The following is a 22,102-nucleotide window of genomic DNA, read 5'->3' as shown; positions in this document are numbered from 1 at the left end:
TCTCCTTATGGTATGGCGGGCTGCGGTACTTCGATACGGCCGCGGTCCATCCGGTAGGTGTAATCAATCACATTGCCGGCGTGCTGCAAGTCGGCACCCGACAACAAAGCACTGAAGCCTTCTTTGCTCAGCTCGCCCACCACTTCCGCAATACGCTTGGACAGCGCAGGCGCGACGCCTTCAAAAGGCTCGTCCAGCAACAGCAGCTTGTCGGCAGTCATCAAGGCGCGCCCAATGGCAACCAGCTTTTGTTGCCCTCCGGACAACTGCAAGGCACGGCGCGGGCCAAATACCTTCAATTCCGGGATGATGCGCCAGACACGGTCCAGACGCGCTTCGATATCCTGAGATTTCAGTGCCCAGGCGGGCAGGCGGATGTTCTCTTCCACGCTCAGCTCAGGGATCAATTTGCGATCCTCCGGGGCAAAACCCATGCCCAGGCTGGTGCGACGGTAAGCGGGCATCTTGGCCAGCTCCTGCCCATCGAACTGAATCGAGCCGTTTTCCACGGCCAGCAAGCCCATTACCGTACGCATCAGCGTGGTTTTACCTGCCCCATTACGGCCGGCCAGACCCACGATCTGGCCTTGGCGCACTTGCAGGTTTACCTGGCGCAAGATGCTGGTCGGGCCAATACGTACATCCAGATTTTTGACATCAAGCAGCATGATCGGCCTCCTGTTTATTGCGTCCCACCGGCTCGCCGATGATGTATTCACGAACCTGCTCATGGGCCAGCACTTCGTCTGGAGTGCCGTTGGCCAAAATGGTGCCGTCGTAGAAAGCCAGCACGCGATCACTGTAGCGACGCACGATTTCCATATCGTGCTCCACAAACAGAACCGTCACGCCCGCATCACGGACCACTTTCATGACGCGGTCCATCACTTCAAATTTCTCGTCACTGGCAACGCCACTGGTGGGCTCGTCCAGCAAGAGCACTTTAGGCTGGGCCACCATGGCCAGCGCAATGTCCAGCAACTTGCGAATCCCTTCGGGCAAGGTGCCTGCCTGGGACTGGGCGAAAGCGCTCAGGCCGAAACGCTCCAGAATTGCACTGGCTTGGGACAAGGACTGTTTGGCCACGCCCAGGGCAATTTCCACGTTTTCCAGGGCGTTCAGCGAGGTAAACAGCTGCGGAATCTGGAAAGAACGGGCGATACCCATGCGGGTCACTTCCCGTGGTAGCAAACCCGTAATCTCGCGACCGGCAAAAAAGATATTGCCCGAGTCCGGCTTCATGTAGCCGGTCAACATGTTCACGAAGGTGGTTTTACCTGCGCCATTGGTGCCAATCAGGCCCGTAATGGTTTGCGCATGGATATCAACGGTCATATCGCGTGCAGCGTGGACAGCGCCAAACTGCTTGCACAAACCTTTAGCGGAAATCAAGGGTGACTGACTCATGAGCGGGCCCCTGTCGGTGAAGAAGAATCGTTGGAGGTAGCAGCCGCATTGCGACGGTTCAAAATACTGATCAGGCCACCGGGCAAAAACACAATCAGGGCCAACATGCTGACACCCATGACAATCTGCCAGGTGTTAGGGGCATATTGGTAGGCCAGTGTGCGGATCAGTTCCAGGCTCAAGGCACCCAGGAAAGGCGCGTAAGCATTACGAGTACCGCCCAGCACAGCAATGAAGATGAACTCGCCCGAGGTGGTCCAGAACGCCAGTTCAGGGTCTACGTGACCGATGCTCAGCGAGGACAGGGCACCGCCCAGACCGGCCAGCGCGGCAGCCAGCACGTAGCTCAGGTGAATATTGCGGTAGGCCGAAGCCCCCAGGTATTCAACGCGGATTTCATTGTCCTTGATCGCTGGGCCGAGACGACCGGCGCGGCTGCGCAAGAAGCCTTGCATGGCCCACAGCACCACACCGACCAGCACCACGGTCAGGACAAACACACCCGGACGCGACAACGTATCGGCGAACGTTCCCCACAGAAAAGAGGGAGCATGAACATTAAAACCGTCACTGCCGCCCAGGCTGGGGTTACGCACCAGCAGGCCGTACATAATCATGGACAGCGCCAGACTGAGCATGGCAAAGAAAATATCGCGGTAGCGAGCCAGCAGAAAACCCAGCACCCAGGCAAGCAACGCGGCACAAGCGGCGGCAAAAGGCAGCAGGATGACGGTTTCGCGCCAGTCCAGATAGTTCATGGCCATGCCGACGCCATAGGCGCCAATGCAGTAGTACAGACCCTGACCGAAAGAGGCCAGGCCCGAGCGCAGCAACAGCACCACGCCCAGGGCAACCAACCCCTTGGCCAGCGCCACTGTAATCAGAAACTGCCAGGATGGCAGGCCAAAGCCCACAATAAGGGCAGCCACCGTAATGGTCAGGGCAATCATGCCCTGCTTAAGCGTAATGTTGGTCTTGTTCATATCTTTCGGGCCTCGGCAGCAGCAAACAGTCCTTTAGGACGGACGGCCAGCACCAAGGCCATTACCGCGTAGATGGAGAAAAGTTCGATTTCGGGCCAGTAGTGAACAGCAAAAGAGCGCACCAGGCCAACAATCACTGCGCCAAGCGCAGCGCCGGGCAAGGAGCCCAGACCGCCAATCACGACCACGGCGAAAGCCATCACAATGACCTCCACCCCCATGCCGGGCGCCACAGAAATTGTGGGGGCCGTCAGCGCGCCACCCAGCGCAGCCAGTGTGGCACCGGCAATAAAGGTCAGCAGGAAGTAGCGTTGCACATTGATGCCCATGGCCTGACTGACTTCACGGTCATGAATCACGGCCAGCAAGATGCGGCCCTGACGCGAATACTTCAGGAACAAGGTCAGGCACAAGCCAGCCAGAATGGCCGCCACGACAATCACAAAGCTGTAGGTGGGGTAGAACAGATCACCGAATTCGACGTTACCCAGCAAACCGTAAGGCTCGGCGATCACGTAAGGATCGACACCCCAGACCAGTTTGACGGTATCTTCCAGGATCAGGAATACCGCATAGGTAATCAGCAAAGAGACAACCGGCTCTTCCTGGTAGAAAAAGCGCAGCAGGCCGTATTCAATGACAAGACCCAGCACCAGACCGGCAATGACCGCGGCCAGGATCAGCATCAGATAGCTGCCGTACGGGCTGTGATCGGTAGAGAGCCACTGCGTCACCATGGTGACAGCGGTGTAAGCGCCAATGGTATAGAGGCTGCCGTGGGCCATGTTCAGGATCTTCATCACACCATAGATCAGCGTGAGTCCGACCGCGACCAGAAACAGCCAGGCGGCGTACATGATGCCATCTATTAAGGCAGCAGAAAGAAGAGACATAGTCGGTTTCTGTGGAAATGGAATAAAAAATGCCACCACGCCGCAGCGTGGGTGTGCCTCCCCCAAACGGGGGAGCTTTTACCTGGGGAACAGCCCGGCGGTAAACATGCGCCCTGGCTACGCCTTCGGCTTGCTTCCCCCCGAGGGGGCCTTTACCCTGGGAGCGTCCCCGTGGTAAAGACCGGACATACAAAACAAGGTCTTGCAGGCCCTCAGGTTCAGAGCAGCGTCCTTGTCAGGACGCCTGTCCGTATCAGTGCTTCAAGCCGCCCTTGATCCAGTCGATGGATTTCACGCCTTCGGGCGGTGTCACTTCTTCAGGTTTGAAGTGACGCAGATCGGTGTAGCTGATCACGCCCTTGTCGTTTTTCACCACGCCCAAGGTCGTACCTTGAACAGCCTGGTGGCCTTTGCCCAAGGACATGCTGACATCACCCGATGGGCTCTCGAAGGTCAGATGCTCGAAAGCACTGATCACTTGTTCGGTGGACGGTGTTTTACCGTCGTTGGCAGCCTGGGCTTTTTCATAAGCGGCTTTCAAACCCAGCAACGTCTGTGTCATCTTGTAGGAAGGGTAGCTGGGGTCCGCATTGAACTGCTCGCGGTAGCTGGCACGCAACCACCGGTTCAATTCATTGTCAGGGGCAAACGCAGCGTGTGGACCGCGAGCGCCAATGATGGTGCCTGTGGGGATCTGGTTGTTGGCTCGGTGCGTTGCTGTTTCGCCAGCAGTCAGCACGGTCAGGGTGTTGCGGAACAAACCACGTGGCAGAGCCTGCACCACAAAGCCTTCCAGATCGCCACCCCAGAAGCTGGAGTGAATCACTTCTGGACGGGCCGCCATCAAGGAAGAGATCTCGGCATTGTACTGGCCCGCGCCCAGTTTGGGCATTTGCGAGGTCTTGGCTTCTACGCCGGGCTTGAGCGCTTGCAATGTGCCTTCAAAGTCGTGCCAGGCATCCTGACCCCAGGCGTAGTTCTGGTTGATACCGGCGTAACTCTTGAGTTCGGGGTTGCGCTCCAGCACAAAGCGGGCAGCGGCCACGTTGTCCATCGTGGCGTGGGCCACCGGACGGAACACGTATTTGTAGCTGGCATCTTCAAACAGACGCGGTGTGCCGCAGTCGAAAATCAGGGTCAGTTTTTTCAGTTCTTCAGCAACGGGGGCCACGGCCAGACAATCGCCCGAAGAGATGTAGCCGACCACGATGTCCACGTTTTGTTGCTGAACCAGGTTGCGGTATTCGCTGACCTGCTTAGCAGTACCACCGTTCTCGTCAATGAAAACCAGTTCAATCGGTGCACCGCCCAGACCCTTGGTGTTGTAAGGGGCGGGGACCTTGCCTTCGTTCAACTGGGCAGCCGTCAGTTCAGCGGCATTCTTGGCAGGCACGCCAAAAGGACCGGAGGCCGCGCCGGACAAGAAGGTGACCACACCAATCTTGATGGGTTTGACCTCTTCTGCCAGGGCAGTCGTGCCGGACAAAAGGCCAGCCGTGGCCAACGTCAGGGCCAGGGTCAGTTTGCGTGGGGTTGCAGACAGGATAGACATAACGTCTCCTTATTTAGCTTATTGTGGGGTTCTGCTGATGGGGCGCTCTGCGCTATCGGCAAAGCGGCCCCCTTCGCTGCGCGGGGCGCGGGTATGTATCAACTTACAGCTGCTGGCACATGTATTTGATTTCCAGGTACTCGTCGATCCCATAACGGGAGCCTTCACGACCCAGACCGGATTGCTTGACGCCGCCAAACGGGGCGACTTCGTTGGAAATCAAACCGGTATTGACGCCGACCATGCCGTATTCCAGCGCTTCGCCCATGCGCCAGGCACGGGCGTTGTCACGCGTGAACAAATAGGCAGCCAGACCATACTCGGTGTCATTGGCCATCGCGATGGCTTCGGCTTCATCTTTGAAGCGGAACAAAGGTGCCACAGGGCCAAACAATTCTTCACGGGCCACGCGCATGGCGGGTGTCGCCTCACCCAGCACGGTGGGTGCAAAGTAGGTACCGCCCAAAGGATGGGGCTGGCCGCCTTGCAAAACGCGGGCCCCCTTCTGAACGGCATCATCAATCAGTTCGCGCAGGCGATTGACGGCCTTTTGCTCGATCAGCGGACCTTGCTCTACGCCTTCGTCCATACCGTTACCCACTTTCAGGGCAGCCACACGTTCGCCCAGGGCTTTGGCAAAGCGGTCATAAATACCGTCCTGCACTAAAAAGCGGTTGGCACACACACATGTCTGACCGCTGTTGCGGTACTTAGACGCCATCGCGCCTTCAACGGCCGCATCCAGATCCGCATCGTCAAATACGATGAAGGGCGCATTGCCACCCAGTTCCAGCGACAAGCGCTTGATGGTGGGAGCACACTGGGCCATCAGCAAACGACCCACCTCGGTGGAACCGGTAAAGGACAGCTTGCGCACGATAGGGCTTTCCGTCAGGGCGGCACCCACCACGCGGGACTGGCCAGTTACCAGTTGGAACACACCCGCGGGAATACCCACGCGCTCGGCCAGGACGGCCAGCGCCAGGGCGGTCAGGGGAGTCAGGTCGGCAGGACGAACAATAATGCTGCAACCAGCCGCTAAAGCGGGTGCAACCTTGCGGGTAATCATGGCCGCCGGGAAGTTCCAGGGGGTGATGGCCGCGCATACGCCCACGGGCTGCTTGACCACCACAATGCGTTTGTCCGCCTGGGGGTGGCCGACCACGTCGCCATACACGCGCTTGGCCTCTTCGCTGAACCATTCCACAAAGGAAGCCGCGTACAGCACTTCGCCACGAGCCTCGGCCCAGGGCTTGCCCTGTTCCATGGTCATGATGGTGGCCAGGTCATCCGCATTGGCCACCAGCGCATCGAACCAGGCGCGCAACAGCTTGGCGCGCTCGTGCCCGCTGCGTGCCTTCCACTCGCGCTGGGCCACTTCAGCATCGCTGATGACCGCTTCAATCTCTTTCGTGGCCAGGCTGGCGACATTGGCCAGGCACTCACCCGTGGCCGGATTCAGAACGGCAAACGTGTTGCCATCCCCCGCGCTGACCCAACCCTGAGCGGTCCAGGACTGATCTTTGGCCAGGCTGGGGTCCTTCAGTTTGCTAATCAATGATGCCGCGATATTGTTCATTATGCTGAACCTGTTTCTCTTATAGTGAACTTGGTAGAATTATAGGAGCCGAAAAAACGCGTCGTCAACGAATCGGCTTACGGGTTTACCCGTATAAGATCAGTCGCCGTATTTTTTGTTTTAGGGCGTTTGAGGGCACAATGGAGCGCTGGCATCAAAGCGGCAAATCTGGCCTAATGCAGGACCTGTACGTCTGGTCCGGCCGGCTCGATTATGGGATGCTGCACCTTGTACGGACGGTCCCTTACCCCTGTTTCCAGAGTTCAGCACCCGTGCATCCGGGCTCACTGGACTTCCTGTGTGTTGTTATGGAGTTAGTCGTAGTGGAAGAGAAGAAACTGGTTCCGGCTGTAGTACGCGCAGTCACCGTACTGGACGAATTGGCGGCCTCACCGGAGCCCCTGTCATTTACGGACCTGGTCAAACGTCTGGGTATGCCCAAAAGTTCCCTGTATGGTCTGTGCACCACGCTACTGGATCTGCACCTGATCCGTAAGCTGGAAAATGGCAGTTTCACCTTGGGCACACACGTCATGGGCTGGGCCAATGCGTTCCTGTCCCAGCTGGATCTGACACAGGAATTTTTTGCCGCCTGGGACGACATGCGCGTCCTGCCGGAAGAGACGATTACCCTGTCCATTCTGGATGGTGAAGATGTGGTCTACATTGCCTGTCGAAACGGGACCCGGCCGCTGGGTTTCACCTTCCGCGCCGGCATGCGCCTGCCGGCGGTCTACACCGCCACCGGTAAAGCCATGCTCAGCACGTTGCCAGCGCCGGAACTGGACCAGGCCCTGAATCATCCCTGGCCCGACCCTTTGACGGCGCACGGCCCGCGCAACAAGGAAGAATTGATGGTGGAGCTCAGCGACGTGCAGCGCCTGGGCTATTCGGTGGATGCCTGTGGCGTACGGGATGGCATGCACTGTTTTGGAGCCGCGGTGTTCGACTCCAATAACCGTGCTGCCGTGGCCGGGGTCGCGGTCAGTTTGCTCACCCAGGAAGCGGACGAGGCAGCCCAGCGCCGTGCAGGGGAAGCCATGCGTAAACTGGCCAATCGCCTCTCGGAGCGTCTGGGCGCATCGCGCAAAGCATAAGCGCATCCAGATCTGTACGACGCGCTGCAAAAAGGGGCCGCTTCTGCCGCCCCTTTTTGTTTGAATCATGATCGGCAACTGTCCCCGCTCGGACTGCCTTCTATTATTTCCCAGCCATCGGTCCGCAAACGGTAAACTGTCGCTAAATCCTTTATTTTGCAGTTCTTTTTGATGTCTCCCATCGTGCCACATACCTCTTTCAGTACCCTTCCCCTTCTGCCCGCCTTGCTTGAAACCCTCGACAGTCTGGGTTTTGAAAACATGACGGCGATTCAGGAGCAAAGCCTGCCGCTGATTCTGCAAGGCCGTGACCTGATCGCCCAAGCCAAGACCGGCAGCGGCAAAACGGCCGCCTTTGGCCTGGGTCTGTTGCAAACCCTCAACCCCAGCAAACTGACACCACAAGCCTTGGTGATCTGCCCCACGCGCGAACTGGCCGATCAGGTCACCACCGAGTTGCGCCGTCTGGCTCGCCAGATTCCTAACGTGCGCATGCTGACCTTGTGTGGGGGCGTGCCCTCGCGCCCGCAGACAGAAGCCTTGCGCAATGGCGCTCACGTGGTAGTGGGAACACCAGGCCGGATCCAGGATCATCTGGAGCGAGGCAATCTGGACTTGTCGGCCCTGAAAACACTGGTTCTGGACGAAGCCGACCGCATGGTGGACATGGGTTTTCATGATGATATTGTGGCGATTGCTTCGCACTGCCCTCCCCGCCGTCAGACACTGCTGTTTTCGGCCACCTACCCCGAGAACATCCGTAAGCTCAGCGCCCGCTTTTTGCATAAACCTGCAGAAGTCAAGGTGGAGGCGCTGCACGATGCCAGTCAGATCGAGCAGATCTTTTATGAAGTCCACCCCGAGCAACGCCTGTCTGCCGTGGTGACCTTGCTGGAGCACTTCCGCCCCGCCTCTACCCTGATTTTCTGCAACACCAAAGTGCGGTGTCAGGAAGTAGTGGAAGAGCTGCAATCCGAAGACATCCAGGCCCTGGCGCTGACCGGCGATCTGGAGCAGCGTGACCGCGACGAAATTCTGGTGCAGTTCTCCAACCAGAGCTGCGCTGTACTGGTAGCCACCGACGTGGCCTCGCGCGGTCTGGATATTCAGAATCTAGGCGCTGTCATCAACGTGGACGTTACCAAAGACAGCGAAGTGCATATCCACCGTGTAGGCCGTGTGGGTCGTGGTGATCAGAAAGGCCTGGCCCTGAATCTGGTCTCGCGCAGCGAACAGCGCTGGGTGAAGTTGATCGAGGAGTTTCAGGGCAGCGAAGTCAAATGGAGCAACCTGAAAGGCTTGCGCCCTCAGTCCAAAGAGCCGTTACGCGCGCCCATGATGACGCTGGAAATTCAGGGCGGCAAAAAAGACAAGTTGCGCCCCGGCGACCTGCTCGGTGCCTTGACCCGCGATGTGGGGCTGAAAGGTGAGCAAGTCGGCAAGATTGCGATTACCGATGCCCGTTCCTACGTGGCGCTGGATCGCCGGATTGCCCGACAATACTTTGATCGGATCGCCGAAACGAATATCAAGGGCCGCCGCTTCCGCATGCGCTTTGTGGAAGATAAGTAAGTCGTCCCTACTCAGCGATCCCGCCACACTGAGGCAGCCCCCGAATGGGGGCTGTTTTCATGCCCAAAGCCATGCTGGGAAGGCTGCGACGCCCCGCCACAGCCAGACAGAAACCCGGCCCCTCCAGGCCTTTCACAGACAGGCGATCTTGCTGGGTGCCTGTTTCAAATGACTGGCTGCTGACGGCCCCGAACCATGCCAGCGTGCCAACTCCCGTATGCGTTCTATCAGGCTGACAGCCGCCTCGCTCATGCAGCCTGTCTCACGAGGGTAAGCCATAAAAAGTTCACACCGCGGCCCGCCACCAATCAAGGGGCGTGACACCACGTTCTTGGGCATGAAGTATTCCGCGTACGTGGGCAACAAGGTATAACCCAGCCCGGCCGCCACCAGATTAATGCTCATCAAGGGGTTGGCCGAGTTGTAGGTATGCTCGGGCACCACTTTATGGTGAGCCAGGTAGCGGGCCAGCACATCATGCATGGACCGACCGTAAGAGCGGTCAACGGCGATCATGGGCAGACGATTCAAGCGGGCGGGAGGTATCAGGCTGTAGGCTTCCAGACGGTGCCCTTTGGGCAAATAGACCCGCAAGGGCTCATCCAGAACGACCTCGCTACAGACATTGGTGGCGCGCACCGGCCCGCGCATAAAACCCAGATCCAGCTCTCCCCGTGCCAGGGCTCCTTCCTGCTCATTGGAGGTCAGGCTGCGCAAAACCACATCCACTTGTGGAAAGGCGGCACGAAAGGCAGGGAGAACAGAGGGGAAGATACGCACCTCTGCAGCAGGCACAAAGCCTATCGTCAGCACTTCCCGAGCCTGTGAAGCCACCCTGCCCGCACGTACCAGAGCCTGCTCCACTTTATGCAAGATCTCGCGCGCATCCTCCAGGAAAACCACCCCGGCTTCCGTCAACTCAACTTTGCGCCGCGTACGGTTCAGCAAGGGGTAACCGATCTCCTCTTCCAGATTGCGGATCTGCTCACTCAAAGAGGGCTGAGAAGTGTAGAGCCGTTCCGCAGCACGGGTGAAATTCAACTCTTCCGCGACGGCAACGAAATAACGCAAGTGTCGCAATTCCAAGTTTGTCTCCTGTCAAATTGATCACGCCTGCCCGGCTCAAACCCGAACAGGGTCTGGTCCGGCCAGCAGTTCTCCCACCGGGCCAGCCCGTCTTGCAAGCCCTATTGTCGCTGCTCTACGGCCTTCAAAATCAGCCCCCAGGTTGAATGCTGCATCGCAGCATTCATGCCTATCGTAAACCCTAACCCCTCTCAAACCCGCATCAATACTGGACCTCGCCCTTAGACCCTACCCAAACCAGGGTCTTAAGCCGGACTTATCGGCTTTGCCGATCACCCGATCTAAAGCAAGTATTGGTCGGATTCATTTCAAGCTTCTACATTTTGCCCTTGGCGACAAAAACCTGTTTTGCAAAAGCACGCATTGCAATAGCGAGGAGCAAGCGATGGGAATCAACCCTGAAAAAATCGAAGCCTTGGTCGATGCGCGTAATGGACGCGTTACCCCTTCCATTTACACCGACCCGGATATTTATGAGCTGGAGCTGGAACGCATCTTTGGCCGTACCTGGCTGTTTTTGTGTCATACCAGCCAGATTCCCAAAGCGGGAGATTTCTTCAATACCTATATGGGTGAAGACCCGATTATCGTGGTCCGTCAAAAAGACGGCTCGATCAAGGCCTTCCTGAACCAATGCCGACACCGCTCGATGCGCGTGTCCTATGCCGACTCGGGCAATACCAAAGCCTTTACCTGTCCCTACCACGGCTGGAGCTATGGCACCAACGGCGATCTGGTGGATGTACCGCTGGAGCCGCGCGCCTATCCGCAAGGCTTGTGCAAGGAAAAGTGGGGTCTGCAGGAAGTGACCCGCGTCAAAGTATACAAAGGCCTGGTCTTTGGCAATTGGGACGCCACCGCTCCCGATCTGGAAGAGTACATGGGCGACATTGCCTGGTACCTGGACGGAGTGCTGGACCGGCGCGAAGGCGGTACCGAAATCATCGGTGGTGTTCAGAAATGGACCATCGAGTGCAACTGGAAGTTCCCCGCTGAACAGTTCGCATCCGACCAGTATCACGCCTTGTTCTCGCACGCTTCTGCCGTGCAAGTGCTGGGCCAGAAACCGGGTGACGAGGATAAAGCGCTGGGTGCCGGCCAAACCGCACGCCCGGTGTGGGAAACCGCCAAGGACGCCGTTCAATATGGCCAACGCGGCCATGGCAGTGGCTTTTTCTTTACCGAGCAGCCCGATGCCAACGTATGGGTGGACGGTGAAGTGTCGCAGTACTTTCGCGACACTTATGCCGAAGCCCACGAGCGCCTGGGCGAGGTGCGTGCCCTGCGTCTGGCCGGTCACAACAATATGTTCCCCACCCTGAGCTGGCTGAACGGCACGGCGACGCTGCGCGTCTGGCATCCACGTGGCCCGAACCAGGTGGAAGTCTGGGCATTTTGCATTGCCGATGCCGCTGCACCCGACGATGTGAAGGCCGCCTTTGAGCGCAGCGCCACCCGCGCCTTTGGCCCCGCCGGTTTCCTGGAGCAGGACGACTCCGAGAACTGGGCTGAAATTCAGAAAATCCTGCGCGGCAAGCGCGCACGCAACACCCAGCTGTGCATGGAAATGGGCCTGGGCAACGAAGGTCTGCGCAGCGATGGCGTGCCGGGCGTCACCAACTACATCTTCTCTGAAACAGCCGCTCGCGGTCTGTACAAGTACTGGGCCGACCTGATGGTGTCCGAGACCTGGGATGAAGTGCTGGAGCGCAGCCGTGTCTATGAAGAGGAGCTGGTGAAATGAGCGCCGTCATTGAAGAACCGACCCAAACCGCCATCGTCGACATGCACGTGCATCACGAAATTGCCGACTTCCTTTACATGGAAGCCGAACTGCTGGACGACTGGCAATTTCGCGACTGGCTGGATCTGCTGTCCGAGGACGTGCATTACCACATGCGCAGCACCACCAATGCGCAAACCCGTGACCGCCGTCGCAGCGTACAGCCGCCCACCACCTGGATTTTCAACGACAACAAATTCCAGCTGGAACGCCGCGTCGCTCGTCTGGAAACCGGGATGGCCTGGGCGGAGGAGCCGCCCTCGCGCACCCGCCACTTTGTCAGCAATCTGCGTATCCGGCCCACCGCTGACGGGCAGGGTTACCAGATCCGCAGCAACTACATCCTGTACCGCGCCCAGAAAGAAAAGGACGAAACCTGGTACGCCGGCAAGCGCCTGGACTATGTACGTCGCGCAGACAACCGCTTTGGCTGGGAACTGTATGAACGCGAGATCGTTCTGGATCAAGTCGTCATTACATCCCACAACCTGAGCGTGCTGTTCTGACCCCGCTCACCTTCCGATGTTGATTGATATGACACGCATTACCGCATGTGAAACCGGTGCCCTGGCCGATGGCGAGGCACTGAAGATAGACACCCCCGACCGCCAGATTGCCTTGTTCAATATTAATGGCACCTTCTATGCAACGGATGACCGTTGCACACACGGCAACGCGTCCATGTCCGAAGGCTATATCGAGGACGACGGCACCGTGGAGTGCCCGCTGCACGCTGCCCGTTTTTGTCTGAAAACGGGCGCTGCCCTGTGCCAGCCGGCCACCGAAGCATTACGCACTTATCCGGTGATCATCAGCGAAGGCATGGTTTATATCGATCTGGAGGCCCAGGCATGAACGGCTGGCTGCAAAACGAGGTGGCCCTGATCACCGGCGGCGGCTCCGGCCTGGGTCTGGCATTGGTAGAGCGCTTTCTGAAAGAAGGCGCATCCGTGGCCGTGCTGGAGCGCTCGGCAGAAAAATGCGCTGATCTGGAACAGAAATTCGGCGGCAAGGTGCTGGCCGTCCAGGGTGATGTGTGCAGCGCAGCCGACAACCAGAACGCCGTGAAGGCCACGGTGGCCCGCTTTGGCAAGCTGGACTGCTTTATTGGCAATGCTGCGGTCTGGGACCACGGCGCACGGCTGATCAACACCAGTATGGAGCAACTGGACAAAGGCTTTGACGAGCTCTTTGCCATCAACGTCAAAGGCTATCTGCTCGGTGCCAAGGCCGCTGCCGACGAACTGGTCAAATCCTGCGGCAGCATGATTTTCACCTTGAGCAATTCGGCCTTTTACGCCGAAGGCGGTGGCCCGCTTTATACCGCCAGCAAACATGCCGCGGTCGGTCTGATCCGCGAACTGGCTTTTGAACTGGCCCCTAAAGTTCGTGTGAATGGCGTAGGCCCTTGCGGTATGAAAACCGATCTGCGTGGCCCCCAAGCCTTGGGCCAGCAAGATACCCGCATCATGGACTCGCGCTCGCCCGAGGCCATCAAAGCGATCCTGCCCCTGCAATTCTTTCCTGAACCTGAAGAATTTACCGGCCCCTTTGTGCTACTGGCCTCGCGCCAGAACAACCAGACACTGACCGGCGTCATGATCAATGCCGACGCAGGTCTGGGAGTACGCGGCATACGCAATGTGGCCGGTGGACTGGAGCTGTGATGCAGACACCTCATATTGTAATTGTGGGCGGGGGACAGGCCGGTGCCACGGCTGCTGCTGAACTGCGCCGCCGAGAATTTGCCGGACAGATCACCCTGGTCGGTGAGGAACCTCACTTACCTTACGAGCGCCCACCCCTGTCAAAAGACGCCTTGCTGGACCCGGACAATGTGCAGCTGAACCTGCATCCGGCCAGCTTTTACAGCGAACAGAACATCAGCCTGAAATTGGGTATCCGTGCCGAAGCGATTGACGCTCAGCAAGGCTGCATCACCCTGTCCAACGGCGAAACCCTGCGATACGACAGCCTCTTGCTGGCGACTGGGGCACAAGCCCGACGCCTGCCCGAACTGGACGCGTTGGGATCGGTGTCGCATGTTCTGCGCACCCTGGACGATGCCCACCGCATTCGCGCTCAGCTCAAACCTGGCAGCCATGTGCTGGTGGTCGGTGCCGGTGTCATTGGCCTGGAACTGGCATCCAGCCTGGTCGCTTTGGGTGCCACGGTGGAACTGATCGATCCGGCCAGCCGCATCATGTCGCGCAACGCGCCCGAAGTCCTCAGTCAGTATCTACAGTCCGTGCATGAGGCTCGCGGCGTGCGCTTTCACCTCGGTGCCCGCGTCCACAACGCCCGACTGAACGATCAGCAGCGCGTGGTACTGACGCTGGACAATGGCGAACAACTGCAAGGTGAGCTGCTGATTTATGGCGTGGGCGTGAGCATTGACACCCGTCTGGCCGACAGTGCGCGATTGCACACCGAGCAGGGTGCAATCGTGATTGACGAGCATGGTCGAAGCTCTCAGCCCAATATCTATGCGGCGGGCGACACTACGGTGCAAATCGGTCTGGATGGCCGCTGGCAAAGACAGGAGACCTGGGAAAACGCCAATCGGCAGGCCAGCATGGCCGTTTGCCACATGCTGAACCAGGAACACGCCAAGCCCTGCCCTGCCTGGTTCTGGACCGATCAGTGCGACCTGAACATTCAGTTTGCCGGAGACATGGCCGCTGCCCACTGGGTGTTGCGCGGCACACTGGACATGCCCCCCTTTGTCCTGATTGGCCTGGACCCGGAAGGTGCCATCTGCGGCGCCATCACCGTCAACCAAGGCCGCGACATGCGCCCGCTCAAAGAGCTGATCGAACACCGCGCCGTCCTCCCATTGGAGGTCTGGAACGACACTGCCCAGAACCTGCGCCATCTGGCCAAACAAATCACGCAGACCACACGCAGCCAAGCCACCAATGCCGCCTTGACGGACGAGGCGGCTGCCCCTGCACACCCATAATCAGAATCAGGAGACTGACATGCTGGCACACTTGGAGTGTCTTTCACACACGCCTTTGCTGGGTCATCACGATCCGGCCCAAGCCGTCCTGGACGAAGTGTTTGCGGTACAAAAAGCGGCCCGCGAACGGGTCGCTGCCTTCAAGCCTGATCTGATCGTGTTGTTCACCCCTGATCATTTCAACGGCTTTTTCTACAACGTCATGCCCAGCTTTTGCATCGGCACCGGCGCGCATGCGATTGGCGACTTTGACAGCCTGGCCGGACGCCTGGACGTGCCCTTCGAGCTGGCCACGGAATGTGCCACCCATGTCATCCATAGCGGCGTGGACGTAGCCATTTCACACGATATGCAATTGGATCATGGTGCCGCCTACCCGCTGGAACATCTGGTGGGCAGTCTGGACCATTACCCGGTCATTCCCGTTTTCATTAACGCGGTGGCAGCCCCCTTGCCCACCTTCAAACGTGCCCGTTTGCTGGGCGAGGCCATCGGCCAATGGGCCCGCTCCACGGGCAAGCGTGTGCTGTGGATCGGTTCGGGCGGCTTGTCGCATCAACCTCCCGTCCCCGTCTACGCCGAAGCCCCCGATGCCGTGCGACGCTCGCTGGATGGCGAAGGCTACACGCTCTCGCCCGAAGCCCGTGCCGCCCGCACACAACGCACGATCGATGCTGGCAGAGCCTTCACCCGGGACCCTTCTGTTCTGCATCCGCTCAACCCCGAATGGGACCAGAACTTTCTGGATCTGCTGCAAACGCAAAGCTATGCCCAGCTCGATGAGGTCGCCAACGACGACGTGTCCGCCCTGGCAGGCCGCAGCGCCCACGAAGTCAAGACCTGGGTGGCTGCTTTCGCGGGTCTGTCGGCCTATGGCCCCTATGAAGCGGCGCACCGCTATTACCGAGAAATTCCCGAGTGGATTGCCGGCTTTGGCGGCTTGTCCGCCCATCCGCGCAAGAACTGAAATCCACCACCCAAAAATACCAGGAGATTGTCATGAGTCTGAATGAATCTGATTACAGCCGTTTCGCGACCGTGGTCGAGGAAGGCAAGGAACTGCGCATCCATTACAACGATCTGGGTCAGGGCGAACAGACGGTTGTCATGCTGCACGGCTCGGGCCCCGGTGCTACCGGCTGGGCCAACTTCAATCGCAATATTGAGCCGCTGACCCAGGCTGGCTACCGCGTTTTGCTGATCGACTGTCCTGGTTGGGGCAAGAGCGATTCCATCGTCAACAGCGGCTCGCGCTCCGACCTGAACGCCCGTGTGGTGAAAAGTATTATTGACCAGCTGGGCATAGACAAAATTCACATGCTGGGCAATTCCATGGGCGGCCATAGCTCGGTGGCCTTTGCCCTGACCTGGCCCGAGCGCGTGGCCAAGCTGGTTCTGATGGGCGGCGGCACAGGTGGCATGAGCCTGTTTACCCCCATGCCCAGCGAGGGCATCAAGCTGCTGAACGGTCTGTACCGCGAACCCACGCTGGAGAACCTGAAGCGCTTTAACAATGTGTTCGTATTCGACGCCAGCGTGCTGACCGACGAGCTGCTGCAGGCCCGTCTGAACAATATGCTCAGCCGCAAGGACCACCTGGACAACTTCCTGAAGTCCCTGGAAGCCAATCCCCGCCAGTTCCCCGACTTCAGCCCTCGTCTACCCAGCATCACCGCCCCTACCCTGATCATCTGGGGCCGTCAGGACCGGGTTGTACCTTTCGATACCGGCCTGCGTCTGCTGGCAGGCATTCCCAACTCCGAGCTGCACGTCTACAACCAGTGCGGTCACTGGGCGCAGTGGGAGCATGCCGAGAAATTCAACCAGCTGGTTCTGGATTTCCTGGAGCGTTGAGATGAACAAGGCATCCAGCGATCTGCTCGATACCCTGGCCAGCCGTCTACGCCAGGCCGAGAGCAGCAATCAGTCCATAGACCCGATTCGCAGCCTGATTGGTGAAGATAATGCCGAGGCAGCCTACACCATACAGCGCATCAACATTGCCCGTGGACTAGCCCAAGGTCGTCGCCTGACGGGCCGCAAGATCGGCCTGACCAACCCCAAGGTCCAGCAGCAACTAGGCGTGTCGCAACCCGACTTTGGCGCCCTGTTTGCCGACATGGCCTATGGCGATGGCGAGACTGTCCCCATTGAACGTGTGCTGCAACCCAAGATTGAAGCCGAAATTGCTCTGGTGCTGGAGCGCGATCTGCCCCACGCCGACACCGGCTTTGGCGATGTCGCCGCGGCCGTAGGCTGGGTCATGCCCTCCCTGGAGATCGTGGGCAGCCGCATTGCCAACTGGGATATCCGCTTTGTGGATACTGTGGCCGACAACGCCTCCAGCGGCCTGTACGTGCTGGGCGGCCCTGCCCGTCGCCTGGACGGTCTGGACCTGCGCGCCGCGCGCATGAGCCTGCATCGCAATGGCGAGCTGGCCTCCAGCGGCAGTGGCGCCGAGTGCCTGGGGCATCCCTTCAACGCCGCCGCCTGGCTGGCCCGCACCATGGCCAAGCTGGGCGAACCGCTACGGGCCGGCGATCTGATTCTGACCGGAGCCCTGGGCCCGATGGCCCCCGTCGCCCCCGGTGATCACATTGAAGCCGTGATCGAGGGCCTGGGCTCGGTATCCGTCACCTTCAGCGCAGGCTAAGTCCTCTTTGTACGGAGTAACACACATGACAAACCCCAACGGCATTGCCGTCGCCATCATTGGCTCGGGCAATATCGGCACCGACCTGATGATCAAGGTGATGCGCCAAAGCAAACACCTGAAAATGGGCGCGATGGTCGGAATCGACCCCGCCTCCGATGGTCTGGCCCGTGCGGCCCGCCTGGGCGTGCCCACCACCCACGAAGGACTGGATGGGCTGTTGAAGCTGCCCAACTTCAAGGACATTCGCATCGTATTTGATGCGACCAGCGCGGGGGCACACGCCCGTCACAATGCCGTCCTGCAGGCGCACGGCATTCAGGTCATTGACCTGACACCGGCGGCTATCGGCCCCTACACCATCCCGGTGGTGAACCTGGACGACAATCTGGACGCCTCCAACATCAATATGGTCACCTGTGGCGGACAAGCCACCGTGCCCATTATTGCGGCAGTCTCGCAGGTCACCCCCGTGCACTATGCCGAGATCATTGCCTCGATCTCGTCCAAATCAGCCGGTCCCGGAACCCGTGCCAATATTGACGAATTTACCGAGACCACCAGCAAAGCCATGCAGGTGGTGGGCGGCGCCACCGTGGGCAAGGCCATCATTGTGCTCAACCCGGCCGAGCCACCTTTGCTGATGCGCGATACCGTCTACACCCTCAGCGATCCGGGCAAAGAAGGGGAAATCGAACAGTCCATTGAGCGCATGGCCGCCAAGGTTCAGGCCTATGTGCCTGGCTACCGCCTCAAGCAAAAAGTGCAGTTCGATGTGATCCCCGAGGACAAGCCCATCAATGTGCCTGGCCTCGGATGGCGTTCGGGTCTGAAAACCTCGGTGTTTATCGAGGTAGAAGGCGCGGCCCACTATCTGCCCGCCTATGCCGGCAACCTGGACATCATGACCAGCGCCGCGCTGGCCTGCGCCGAGCGTCTGGCTCAAACCCGCCTGCTGACGCAAACCGCATGACACGCAAGGACATCACAATGGCACACGATCCCAACAAAAAGCTTTTTATTTCCGACGTGACGCTGCGCGACGGCAGCCACGCCGTACGTCACCAATACAGCGTGCAAAACGCCATGGATATTGCCCGTGCCCTGGATCAGGCCAAGGTCGATTCCATCGAGGTCGCCCACGGCGATGGGCTGTGTGGCTCCAGCTTCAACTACGGTTTTGGCGCACACACCGATCTGGAATGGATTGAGGCGGTGGCCTCGGTTGTCACCCATGCCAGGATTGCCACCTTGCTGCTGCCAGGCATTGGCACCATCCACGATCTGAAAGCCGCTTATGACGCCGGTGCCCGCATTGTGCGGGTGGCCACACACTGTACCGAGGCTGACGTCAGCAAGCAGTACATCGAATATGCCCGCAATCTGGGGATGGATACGGTGGGCTTTCTGATGATGAGCCACATGACCACGCCTCAACATCTGGCCGAACAAGCCAAGCTGATGGAAAGCTACGGGGCCACCTGCTGCTACGTGGTCGACTCGGGCGGGGCCTTGAACATGAATGATGTGCGCGACCGTTTCCGCGCTTTCAAGGATGTGCTCAAGCCCGAAACCGAAACCGGCATTCACGCCCACCACAATCTGTCTCTGGGTGTGGCCAACAGCATTGTGGCCGTGGAGGAAGGCTGCGACCGCATTGATGCCAGCCTGGCGGGCATGGGTGCCGGAGCCGGCAATGCGCCGCTGGAAGTGTTTATTGCTGCCGCCGCACGCATGGGCTGGAACCATGGCACGGATCTGTACACCCTGATGGACGCAGCGGACGACATTGTGCGCCCCTTGCAGGATCGCCCGGTGCGCGTAGACCGCGAAACCCTGGCCCTGGGCTATGCCGGTGTGTACAGCAGCTTCTTGCGTCACAGCGAAGTAGCCGCCCAGAAATACGGTCTGAAAACCGTGGACATTCTGGTCGAGCTGGGCAAGCGTCGCATGGTTGGCGGCCAGGAAGACATGATTGTGGACGTGGCTCTGGACTTGCTGCAACGACAAGCCGCGACGGCCTGATTCCAAAAAATCGAAAAAAAAACTCTACCCCGACTCACCGCCGCTTTAGCGCGCGGTGAGCGGATTTCTGCGCCCTGAATTCGGGGCGGGCAGGTCGCAGAAGCAATAAAAAAACGTCCCGGTCAACCGAGGAGACATTGCAATGACACAAACCCATGGCCGCAAGCATGCGGTCCTTACCGTAGCGATCTGCTTTCTGATCGCTGTTATCGAAGGCATGGACATTCAGGCCGCCGGCATCGCCGTGAAAGGCGTGGCAGCGGAGTTCGGACTGGATAAAACCTATCAGGGCTACTTTCTGAGTGCAGGCATTCTGGGGCTGCTGCCCGGTTCACTGATGGGCGGGCGCTGGGCAGATAAATACGGGCGCAAAGCCGTGCTGATTGCCTCGGTCGCCGTATTTGCCCTGTTTACCCTGTTCACTGCCTGGGTCAACAGCCTGGCTATCCTCCTGATGGTACGTTTCCTGGCCGGGGCTGGCCTGGGCGCAGCCATGCCCAACCTGATCACTCTGGCCGCCGAGTCGGTCAAGCCCGAACACCGTGCCCGTGCGGTAGGCATGATGTATGCGGGCATGCCGGTGGGGGCAGCCATTTTGTCGCTGGTCGCTGCCTCCAACTTCGGGGAAAACTGGAAAAACATCTTTTATCTGGGCGGTCTGCTGCCCCTGCTGGTCATCCCTGTCATGGTGTGGCTGTTGCCTGAATCACGCGAGTTTCTGCAGGCACGAGAAAGCCGAACCGCAGTTCAGGGACGCTTCCAAGATCTGTTCAGCAATGGTTTGGCCACCCGCACCCTGCTCTTGTGGGTCAGCTATTTTTTCACGCTGATGGTGGTGTATCTGATGCTGAGCTGGCTGCCTTCGCTGTTTCAGGAGCTGGGCTTTAGCCGCAAACAAGGCAGCACCGCCCAATTCTGGTTCATGGTCAGCGCAACCTTGGGTACGGTCCTGCTGGGCTATCTGACCGACCGCTGGAAAAAGGCGCTGGTCATTGCGCTGATGTACGGTGGCATTCTGGCTGGCCTGTTAAGTCTGAACGGAGCATCGGGCTTGGGACAGATGTATTGGGCCGCCGCCTTGACGGGTGCGTTTGTCATTGGTTGCCAAGGCGTCCTGTATGCTTTTGGCGGCATTGTCTACCCCACCGCCGTGCGTGCCACAGGGGTCGGCACCGCCGCTGCAGTAGGCCGCATCGGTGCCACCTTGGGTCCGACCATTGCAGGCATGCTGCTCAGCCAGGGCTATGGTGCTGCGGGCGTAATCAGCTCGGCCATTCCCTGCATTATCGTCTCGGCGCTGTGCATGTTGCTGGTGGTGCGTCAGATCAATCAGGAGCAGGCGCAGTCAATCAAGCGCCCAGCCCTGTCAGCCGTCAGCAAGGCCTGAACACAAACAGGACGGCCTCAGGGCAGAAGTGCAATCAGCAGGCAGCATCAGCCTCATTACCGGCCTGCGTGACTACAGATCTCTGACAGCAATACCACAAAGCGCCCCCTATCAATGAGGGCGCTTTTTTATGAGGCCAAGCGGGACGAACCAAGCTCTTATCCTGGCCTTTACTCTGGTCAATCCTCAGAGAATGGAAACAAGGATAAAGAATGACGATATACAATGGCCGACTCTTCTTGGCAGAAGTTTTCTATAGACCAGGCTTTCCCACCGCCAGGAAACGCAACAAGACGCCTGGCTCTGAACGGACACTCTAAAGATGGACACGGTATTACTTCTTCTGGCCGCCGCCATTGCTTTGCACTTGCTGCGGGCACGCTATCAACGCGGGCGCATTATCTTGCTGGGCCGCCACTTGAGCAGTTTCCAGCTGGAGCGTCACATGGAAACGCTGACAGAAGGCTATGCCCGCGCCATCGGTGAACAGGACCCCTCGCGCCAGCGTCAGGTTCTGGAAATGTTTGCGCAGACGGAAAATGCCGTAGCAAGCCAGGTTCAATCGTTGGCAGATCTACTGCAAAAGGAACCGGCCGAAAGCACCCGAATGGGCATGCTGCCTTTCTGTGTGCCTTATGTCGAACGCCTTCTCCCCTCCATGACACGGGACTTTCGTCAGCTTTTGCAGATTCATGCCGCCGGACTGCGCCATGTGGCAGACAATGGGGAGCAGTGGGACCCCAAAAGCCGGGCATTTCATCTGTCCGCAGAACTGTACCTGTTCCAACACAGTTGCCACTGGTTCTGCAAATCTCGCACAGTGGCCGATGCGCGTTTGCTGGCACGCCATAAAGTCACGCATCAAAAGGTTCTGGAGTCCGTCTGTGCACAGACCCGTAATGCGTATCTGCGCTGGCAGCAAAACACGAGCACGCCATAAACCCTCTTCTGTCCGCTGGAAAACCCTAGTGTTTTTCACGGCCGGGATTTTGTAGATTAAATAAGCAGACACCTGAGTCTGCCAAAACAGATGCATGCGCTGCCAAAGTTGCCAGCGACATGCAGGCAATAAAGCCTCACTCCCTTTGCACAAGGGGTGGGGCTTTTTTTGTGCGCGTCATTT

21 protein-coding genes are annotated in these 22,102 nt (G+C 58.8%); 14 read left to right on the top strand and 7 right to left on the bottom strand.

Annotated elements, in window-relative coordinates; all coding sequences use genetic code 11:
- Positions 1-5 precede the first annotated feature (5 nt).
- From V6936_RS00535 to V6936_RS00510, 6 genes are all read right to left on the bottom strand, one after another.
- The gene (locus tag V6936_RS00535) at positions 6-668 is read right to left on the bottom strand and encodes an ABC transporter ATP-binding protein (RefSeq protein WP_003803284.1); all 663 of its coding nucleotides are present in this window, start codon (positions 666-668) and stop codon (positions 6-8) included.
- Entirely contained in the window at positions 658-1,407 is a 750-nt protein-coding gene (locus V6936_RS00530) for an ABC transporter ATP-binding protein (RefSeq protein WP_336579240.1), read from the bottom strand. Before V6936_RS00530 ends, V6936_RS00535 begins: the two co-directional genes overlap by 11 nt.
- Positions 1,404-2,390 (bottom strand): branched-chain amino acid ABC transporter permease, encoded by a 987-nt coding sequence (locus tag V6936_RS00525; RefSeq protein ID WP_003803280.1) that lies wholly within the window; start codon positions 2,388-2,390, stop codon positions 1,404-1,406. Before V6936_RS00525 ends, V6936_RS00530 begins: the two co-directional genes overlap by 4 nt.
- Positions 2,387-3,283 (bottom strand): branched-chain amino acid ABC transporter permease, encoded by an 897-nt coding sequence (locus tag V6936_RS00520; protein ID WP_039943692.1) that lies wholly within the window; start codon positions 3,281-3,283, stop codon positions 2,387-2,389. The genes V6936_RS00525 and V6936_RS00520 overlap by 4 nt, the downstream gene beginning before the upstream one ends.
- A gap of 253 nt (positions 3,284-3,536) precedes the next feature.
- Complete coding sequence (locus V6936_RS00515; RefSeq protein WP_131070808.1) at positions 3,537-4,835, bottom strand: ABC transporter substrate-binding protein; 1,299 nt, start codon at positions 4,833-4,835, stop codon at positions 3,537-3,539.
- 103 nt (positions 4,836-4,938) lie between these two features.
- A complete protein-coding gene (locus V6936_RS00510) occupies positions 4,939-6,414 on the bottom strand; it encodes an NAD-dependent succinate-semialdehyde dehydrogenase (protein WP_003803274.1) in 1,476 nt (491 codons plus the stop codon).
- A 308-nt stretch (positions 6,415-6,722) separates the two neighbouring features.
- Here V6936_RS00510 and V6936_RS00505 point away from each other — a divergent pair, with 308 nt between their 5' ends.
- Entirely contained in the window at positions 6,723-7,511 is a 789-nt protein-coding gene (locus V6936_RS00505; protein ID WP_230406188.1) for an IclR family transcriptional regulator, read from the top strand.
- 171 nt (positions 7,512-7,682) lie between these two features.
- Positions 7,683-9,083, top strand: a complete 1,401-nt coding sequence (gene dbpA / locus V6936_RS00500) for an ATP-dependent RNA helicase DbpA (protein ID WP_442892556.1) — start codon at positions 7,683-7,685, stop codon at positions 9,081-9,083.
- A 132-nt stretch (positions 9,084-9,215) separates the two neighbouring features.
- Here the strand turns inward: dbpA and V6936_RS00495 are convergent, their stop codons facing one another.
- A complete protein-coding gene (locus V6936_RS00495; protein WP_003803266.1) occupies positions 9,216-10,169 on the bottom strand; it encodes a LysR substrate-binding domain-containing protein in 954 nt (317 codons plus the stop codon).
- 385 nt (positions 10,170-10,554) lie between these two features.
- Between V6936_RS00495 and hcaE the strand changes: the two genes are divergently transcribed.
- The 12 genes from hcaE (at position 10,555) to V6936_RS00435 (ending at position 21,919) form a co-directional block, all read left to right on the top strand.
- On the top strand, positions 10,555-11,913 hold the full coding sequence (hcaE, locus tag V6936_RS00490; protein WP_003803265.1) for a 3-phenylpropionate/cinnamic acid dioxygenase subunit alpha: 1,359 nt from the start codon (positions 10,555-10,557) through the stop codon (positions 11,911-11,913).
- On the top strand, positions 11,910-12,458 hold the full coding sequence (gene hcaF / locus V6936_RS00485) for a 3-phenylpropionate/cinnamic acid dioxygenase subunit beta (RefSeq protein ID WP_003803263.1): 549 nt from the start codon (positions 11,910-11,912) through the stop codon (positions 12,456-12,458). Before hcaE ends, hcaF begins: the two co-directional genes overlap by 4 nt.
- Positions 12,459-12,486: 28 nt before the next feature.
- A complete protein-coding gene (gene hcaC / locus V6936_RS00480; protein WP_003803262.1) occupies positions 12,487-12,807 on the top strand; it encodes a 3-phenylpropionate/cinnamic acid dioxygenase ferredoxin subunit in 321 nt (106 codons plus the stop codon).
- Positions 12,804-13,619: a 3-phenylpropionate-dihydrodiol/cinnamic acid-dihydrodiol dehydrogenase gene (hcaB, locus tag V6936_RS00475; RefSeq protein ID WP_003803259.1), complete on the top strand. Its 816-nt coding sequence runs from the start codon at positions 12,804-12,806 to the stop codon at positions 13,617-13,619. Before hcaC ends, hcaB begins: the two co-directional genes overlap by 4 nt.
- Positions 13,619-14,914 (top strand): 3-phenylpropionate/cinnamic acid dioxygenase ferredoxin--NAD(+) reductase subunit, encoded by a 1,296-nt coding sequence (hcaD, locus tag V6936_RS00470; protein WP_336579239.1) that lies wholly within the window; start codon positions 13,619-13,621, stop codon positions 14,912-14,914. Before hcaB ends, hcaD begins: the two co-directional genes overlap by 1 nt.
- A 19-nt stretch (positions 14,915-14,933) precedes the next feature.
- Positions 14,934-15,881: a 3-carboxyethylcatechol 2,3-dioxygenase gene (locus V6936_RS00465; RefSeq protein ID WP_003803255.1), complete on the top strand. Its 948-nt coding sequence runs from the start codon at positions 14,934-14,936 to the stop codon at positions 15,879-15,881.
- 32 nt (positions 15,882-15,913) lie between these two features.
- Positions 15,914-16,768 carry an alpha/beta fold hydrolase gene (locus V6936_RS00460; protein WP_003803253.1) on the top strand — a complete coding sequence of 285 codons (855 nt, stop codon included), beginning with the start codon at positions 15,914-15,916 and terminating at the stop codon, positions 16,766-16,768.
- Position 16,769: 1 nt separating this feature from the next.
- Positions 16,770-17,567: a 2-keto-4-pentenoate hydratase gene (gene mhpD / locus V6936_RS00455; RefSeq protein WP_240209391.1), complete on the top strand. Its 798-nt coding sequence runs from the start codon at positions 16,770-16,772 to the stop codon at positions 17,565-17,567.
- 25 nt (positions 17,568-17,592) lie between these two features.
- Entirely contained in the window at positions 17,593-18,540 is a 948-nt protein-coding gene (locus V6936_RS00450) for an acetaldehyde dehydrogenase (acetylating) (RefSeq protein ID WP_336579238.1), read from the top strand.
- Positions 18,541-18,557: 17 nt separating this feature from the next.
- Entirely contained in the window at positions 18,558-19,592 is a 1,035-nt protein-coding gene (dmpG, locus tag V6936_RS00445; RefSeq protein WP_003803248.1) for a 4-hydroxy-2-oxovalerate aldolase, read from the top strand.
- Positions 19,593-19,734: 142 nt separating this feature from the next.
- On the top strand, positions 19,735-20,979 hold the full coding sequence (gene mhpT, locus V6936_RS00440; RefSeq protein ID WP_003803244.1) for a 3-(3-hydroxy-phenyl)propionate transporter MhpT: 1,245 nt from the start codon (positions 19,735-19,737) through the stop codon (positions 20,977-20,979).
- A 322-nt stretch (positions 20,980-21,301) separates the two neighbouring features.
- A complete protein-coding gene (locus tag V6936_RS00435) occupies positions 21,302-21,919 on the top strand; it encodes a hypothetical protein (protein WP_003803243.1) in 618 nt (205 codons plus the stop codon).
- Positions 21,920-22,102: the final 183 nt, after the last annotated feature.

It is taken from the genome of Alcaligenes sp. CHO6 (assembly GCF_037120595.1).
Taxonomy (GTDB): domain Bacteria; phylum Pseudomonadota; class Gammaproteobacteria; order Burkholderiales; family Burkholderiaceae_B; genus Alcaligenes; species Alcaligenes ammonioxydans.
Note: the sequence above shows the minus strand (reverse complement) of the source record. Positions and strands in the feature narration are given on the sequence as shown.

What these genes read in the sequence shown, in the direction of transcription:
- hcaE (WP_003803265.1), top strand. Translation starts at nt 10,555, where the DNA reads ATGGGAATCAACCCTGAAAAAATCGAAGCCTTGGTCGATGCGCGTAAT.
- V6936_RS00530 (WP_336579240.1), bottom strand. Translation starts at nt 1,407, where the DNA reads ATGAGTCAGTCACCCTTGATTTCCGCTAAAGGTTTGTGCAAGCAGTTT.
- V6936_RS00510 (WP_003803274.1), bottom strand. Translation starts at nt 6,414, where the DNA reads ATGAACAATATCGCGGCATCATTGATTAGCAAACTGAAGGACCCCAGC.
- dmpG (WP_003803248.1), top strand. Translation starts at nt 18,558, where the DNA reads ATGGCACACGATCCCAACAAAAAGCTTTTTATTTCCGACGTGACGCTG.
- mhpD (WP_240209391.1), top strand. Translation starts at nt 16,770, where the DNA reads ATGAACAAGGCATCCAGCGATCTGCTCGATACCCTGGCCAGCCGTCTA.
- V6936_RS00535 (WP_003803284.1), bottom strand. Translation starts at nt 668, where the DNA reads ATGCTGCTTGATGTCAAAAATCTGGATGTACGTATTGGCCCGACCAGC.
- mhpT (WP_003803244.1), top strand. Translation starts at nt 19,735, where the DNA reads ATGACACAAACCCATGGCCGCAAGCATGCGGTCCTTACCGTAGCGATC.
- hcaB (WP_003803259.1), top strand. Translation starts at nt 12,804, where the DNA reads ATGAACGGCTGGCTGCAAAACGAGGTGGCCCTGATCACCGGCGGCGGC.
- hcaF (WP_003803263.1), top strand. Translation starts at nt 11,910, where the DNA reads ATGAGCGCCGTCATTGAAGAACCGACCCAAACCGCCATCGTCGACATG.
- V6936_RS00515 (WP_131070808.1), bottom strand. Translation starts at nt 4,835, where the DNA reads ATGTCTATCCTGTCTGCAACCCCACGCAAACTGACCCTGGCCCTGACG.
- V6936_RS00435 (WP_003803243.1), top strand. Translation starts at nt 21,302, where the DNA reads ATGGACACGGTATTACTTCTTCTGGCCGCCGCCATTGCTTTGCACTTG.
- V6936_RS00450 (WP_336579238.1), top strand. Translation starts at nt 17,593, where the DNA reads ATGACAAACCCCAACGGCATTGCCGTCGCCATCATTGGCTCGGGCAAT.
- V6936_RS00505 (WP_230406188.1), top strand. Translation starts at nt 6,723, where the DNA reads ATGGAGTTAGTCGTAGTGGAAGAGAAGAAACTGGTTCCGGCTGTAGTA.
- hcaD (WP_336579239.1), top strand. Translation starts at nt 13,619, where the DNA reads ATGCAGACACCTCATATTGTAATTGTGGGCGGGGGACAGGCCGGTGCC.
- V6936_RS00520 (WP_039943692.1), bottom strand. Translation starts at nt 3,283, where the DNA reads ATGTCTCTTCTTTCTGCTGCCTTAATAGATGGCATCATGTACGCCGCC.
- V6936_RS00525 (WP_003803280.1), bottom strand. Translation starts at nt 2,390, where the DNA reads ATGAACAAGACCAACATTACGCTTAAGCAGGGCATGATTGCCCTGACC.
- hcaC (WP_003803262.1), top strand. Translation starts at nt 12,487, where the DNA reads ATGACACGCATTACCGCATGTGAAACCGGTGCCCTGGCCGATGGCGAG.
- V6936_RS00460 (WP_003803253.1), top strand. Translation starts at nt 15,914, where the DNA reads ATGAGTCTGAATGAATCTGATTACAGCCGTTTCGCGACCGTGGTCGAG.
- dbpA (WP_442892556.1), top strand. Translation starts at nt 7,683, where the DNA reads ATGTCTCCCATCGTGCCACATACCTCTTTCAGTACCCTTCCCCTTCTG.
- V6936_RS00465 (WP_003803255.1), top strand. Translation starts at nt 14,934, where the DNA reads ATGCTGGCACACTTGGAGTGTCTTTCACACACGCCTTTGCTGGGTCAT.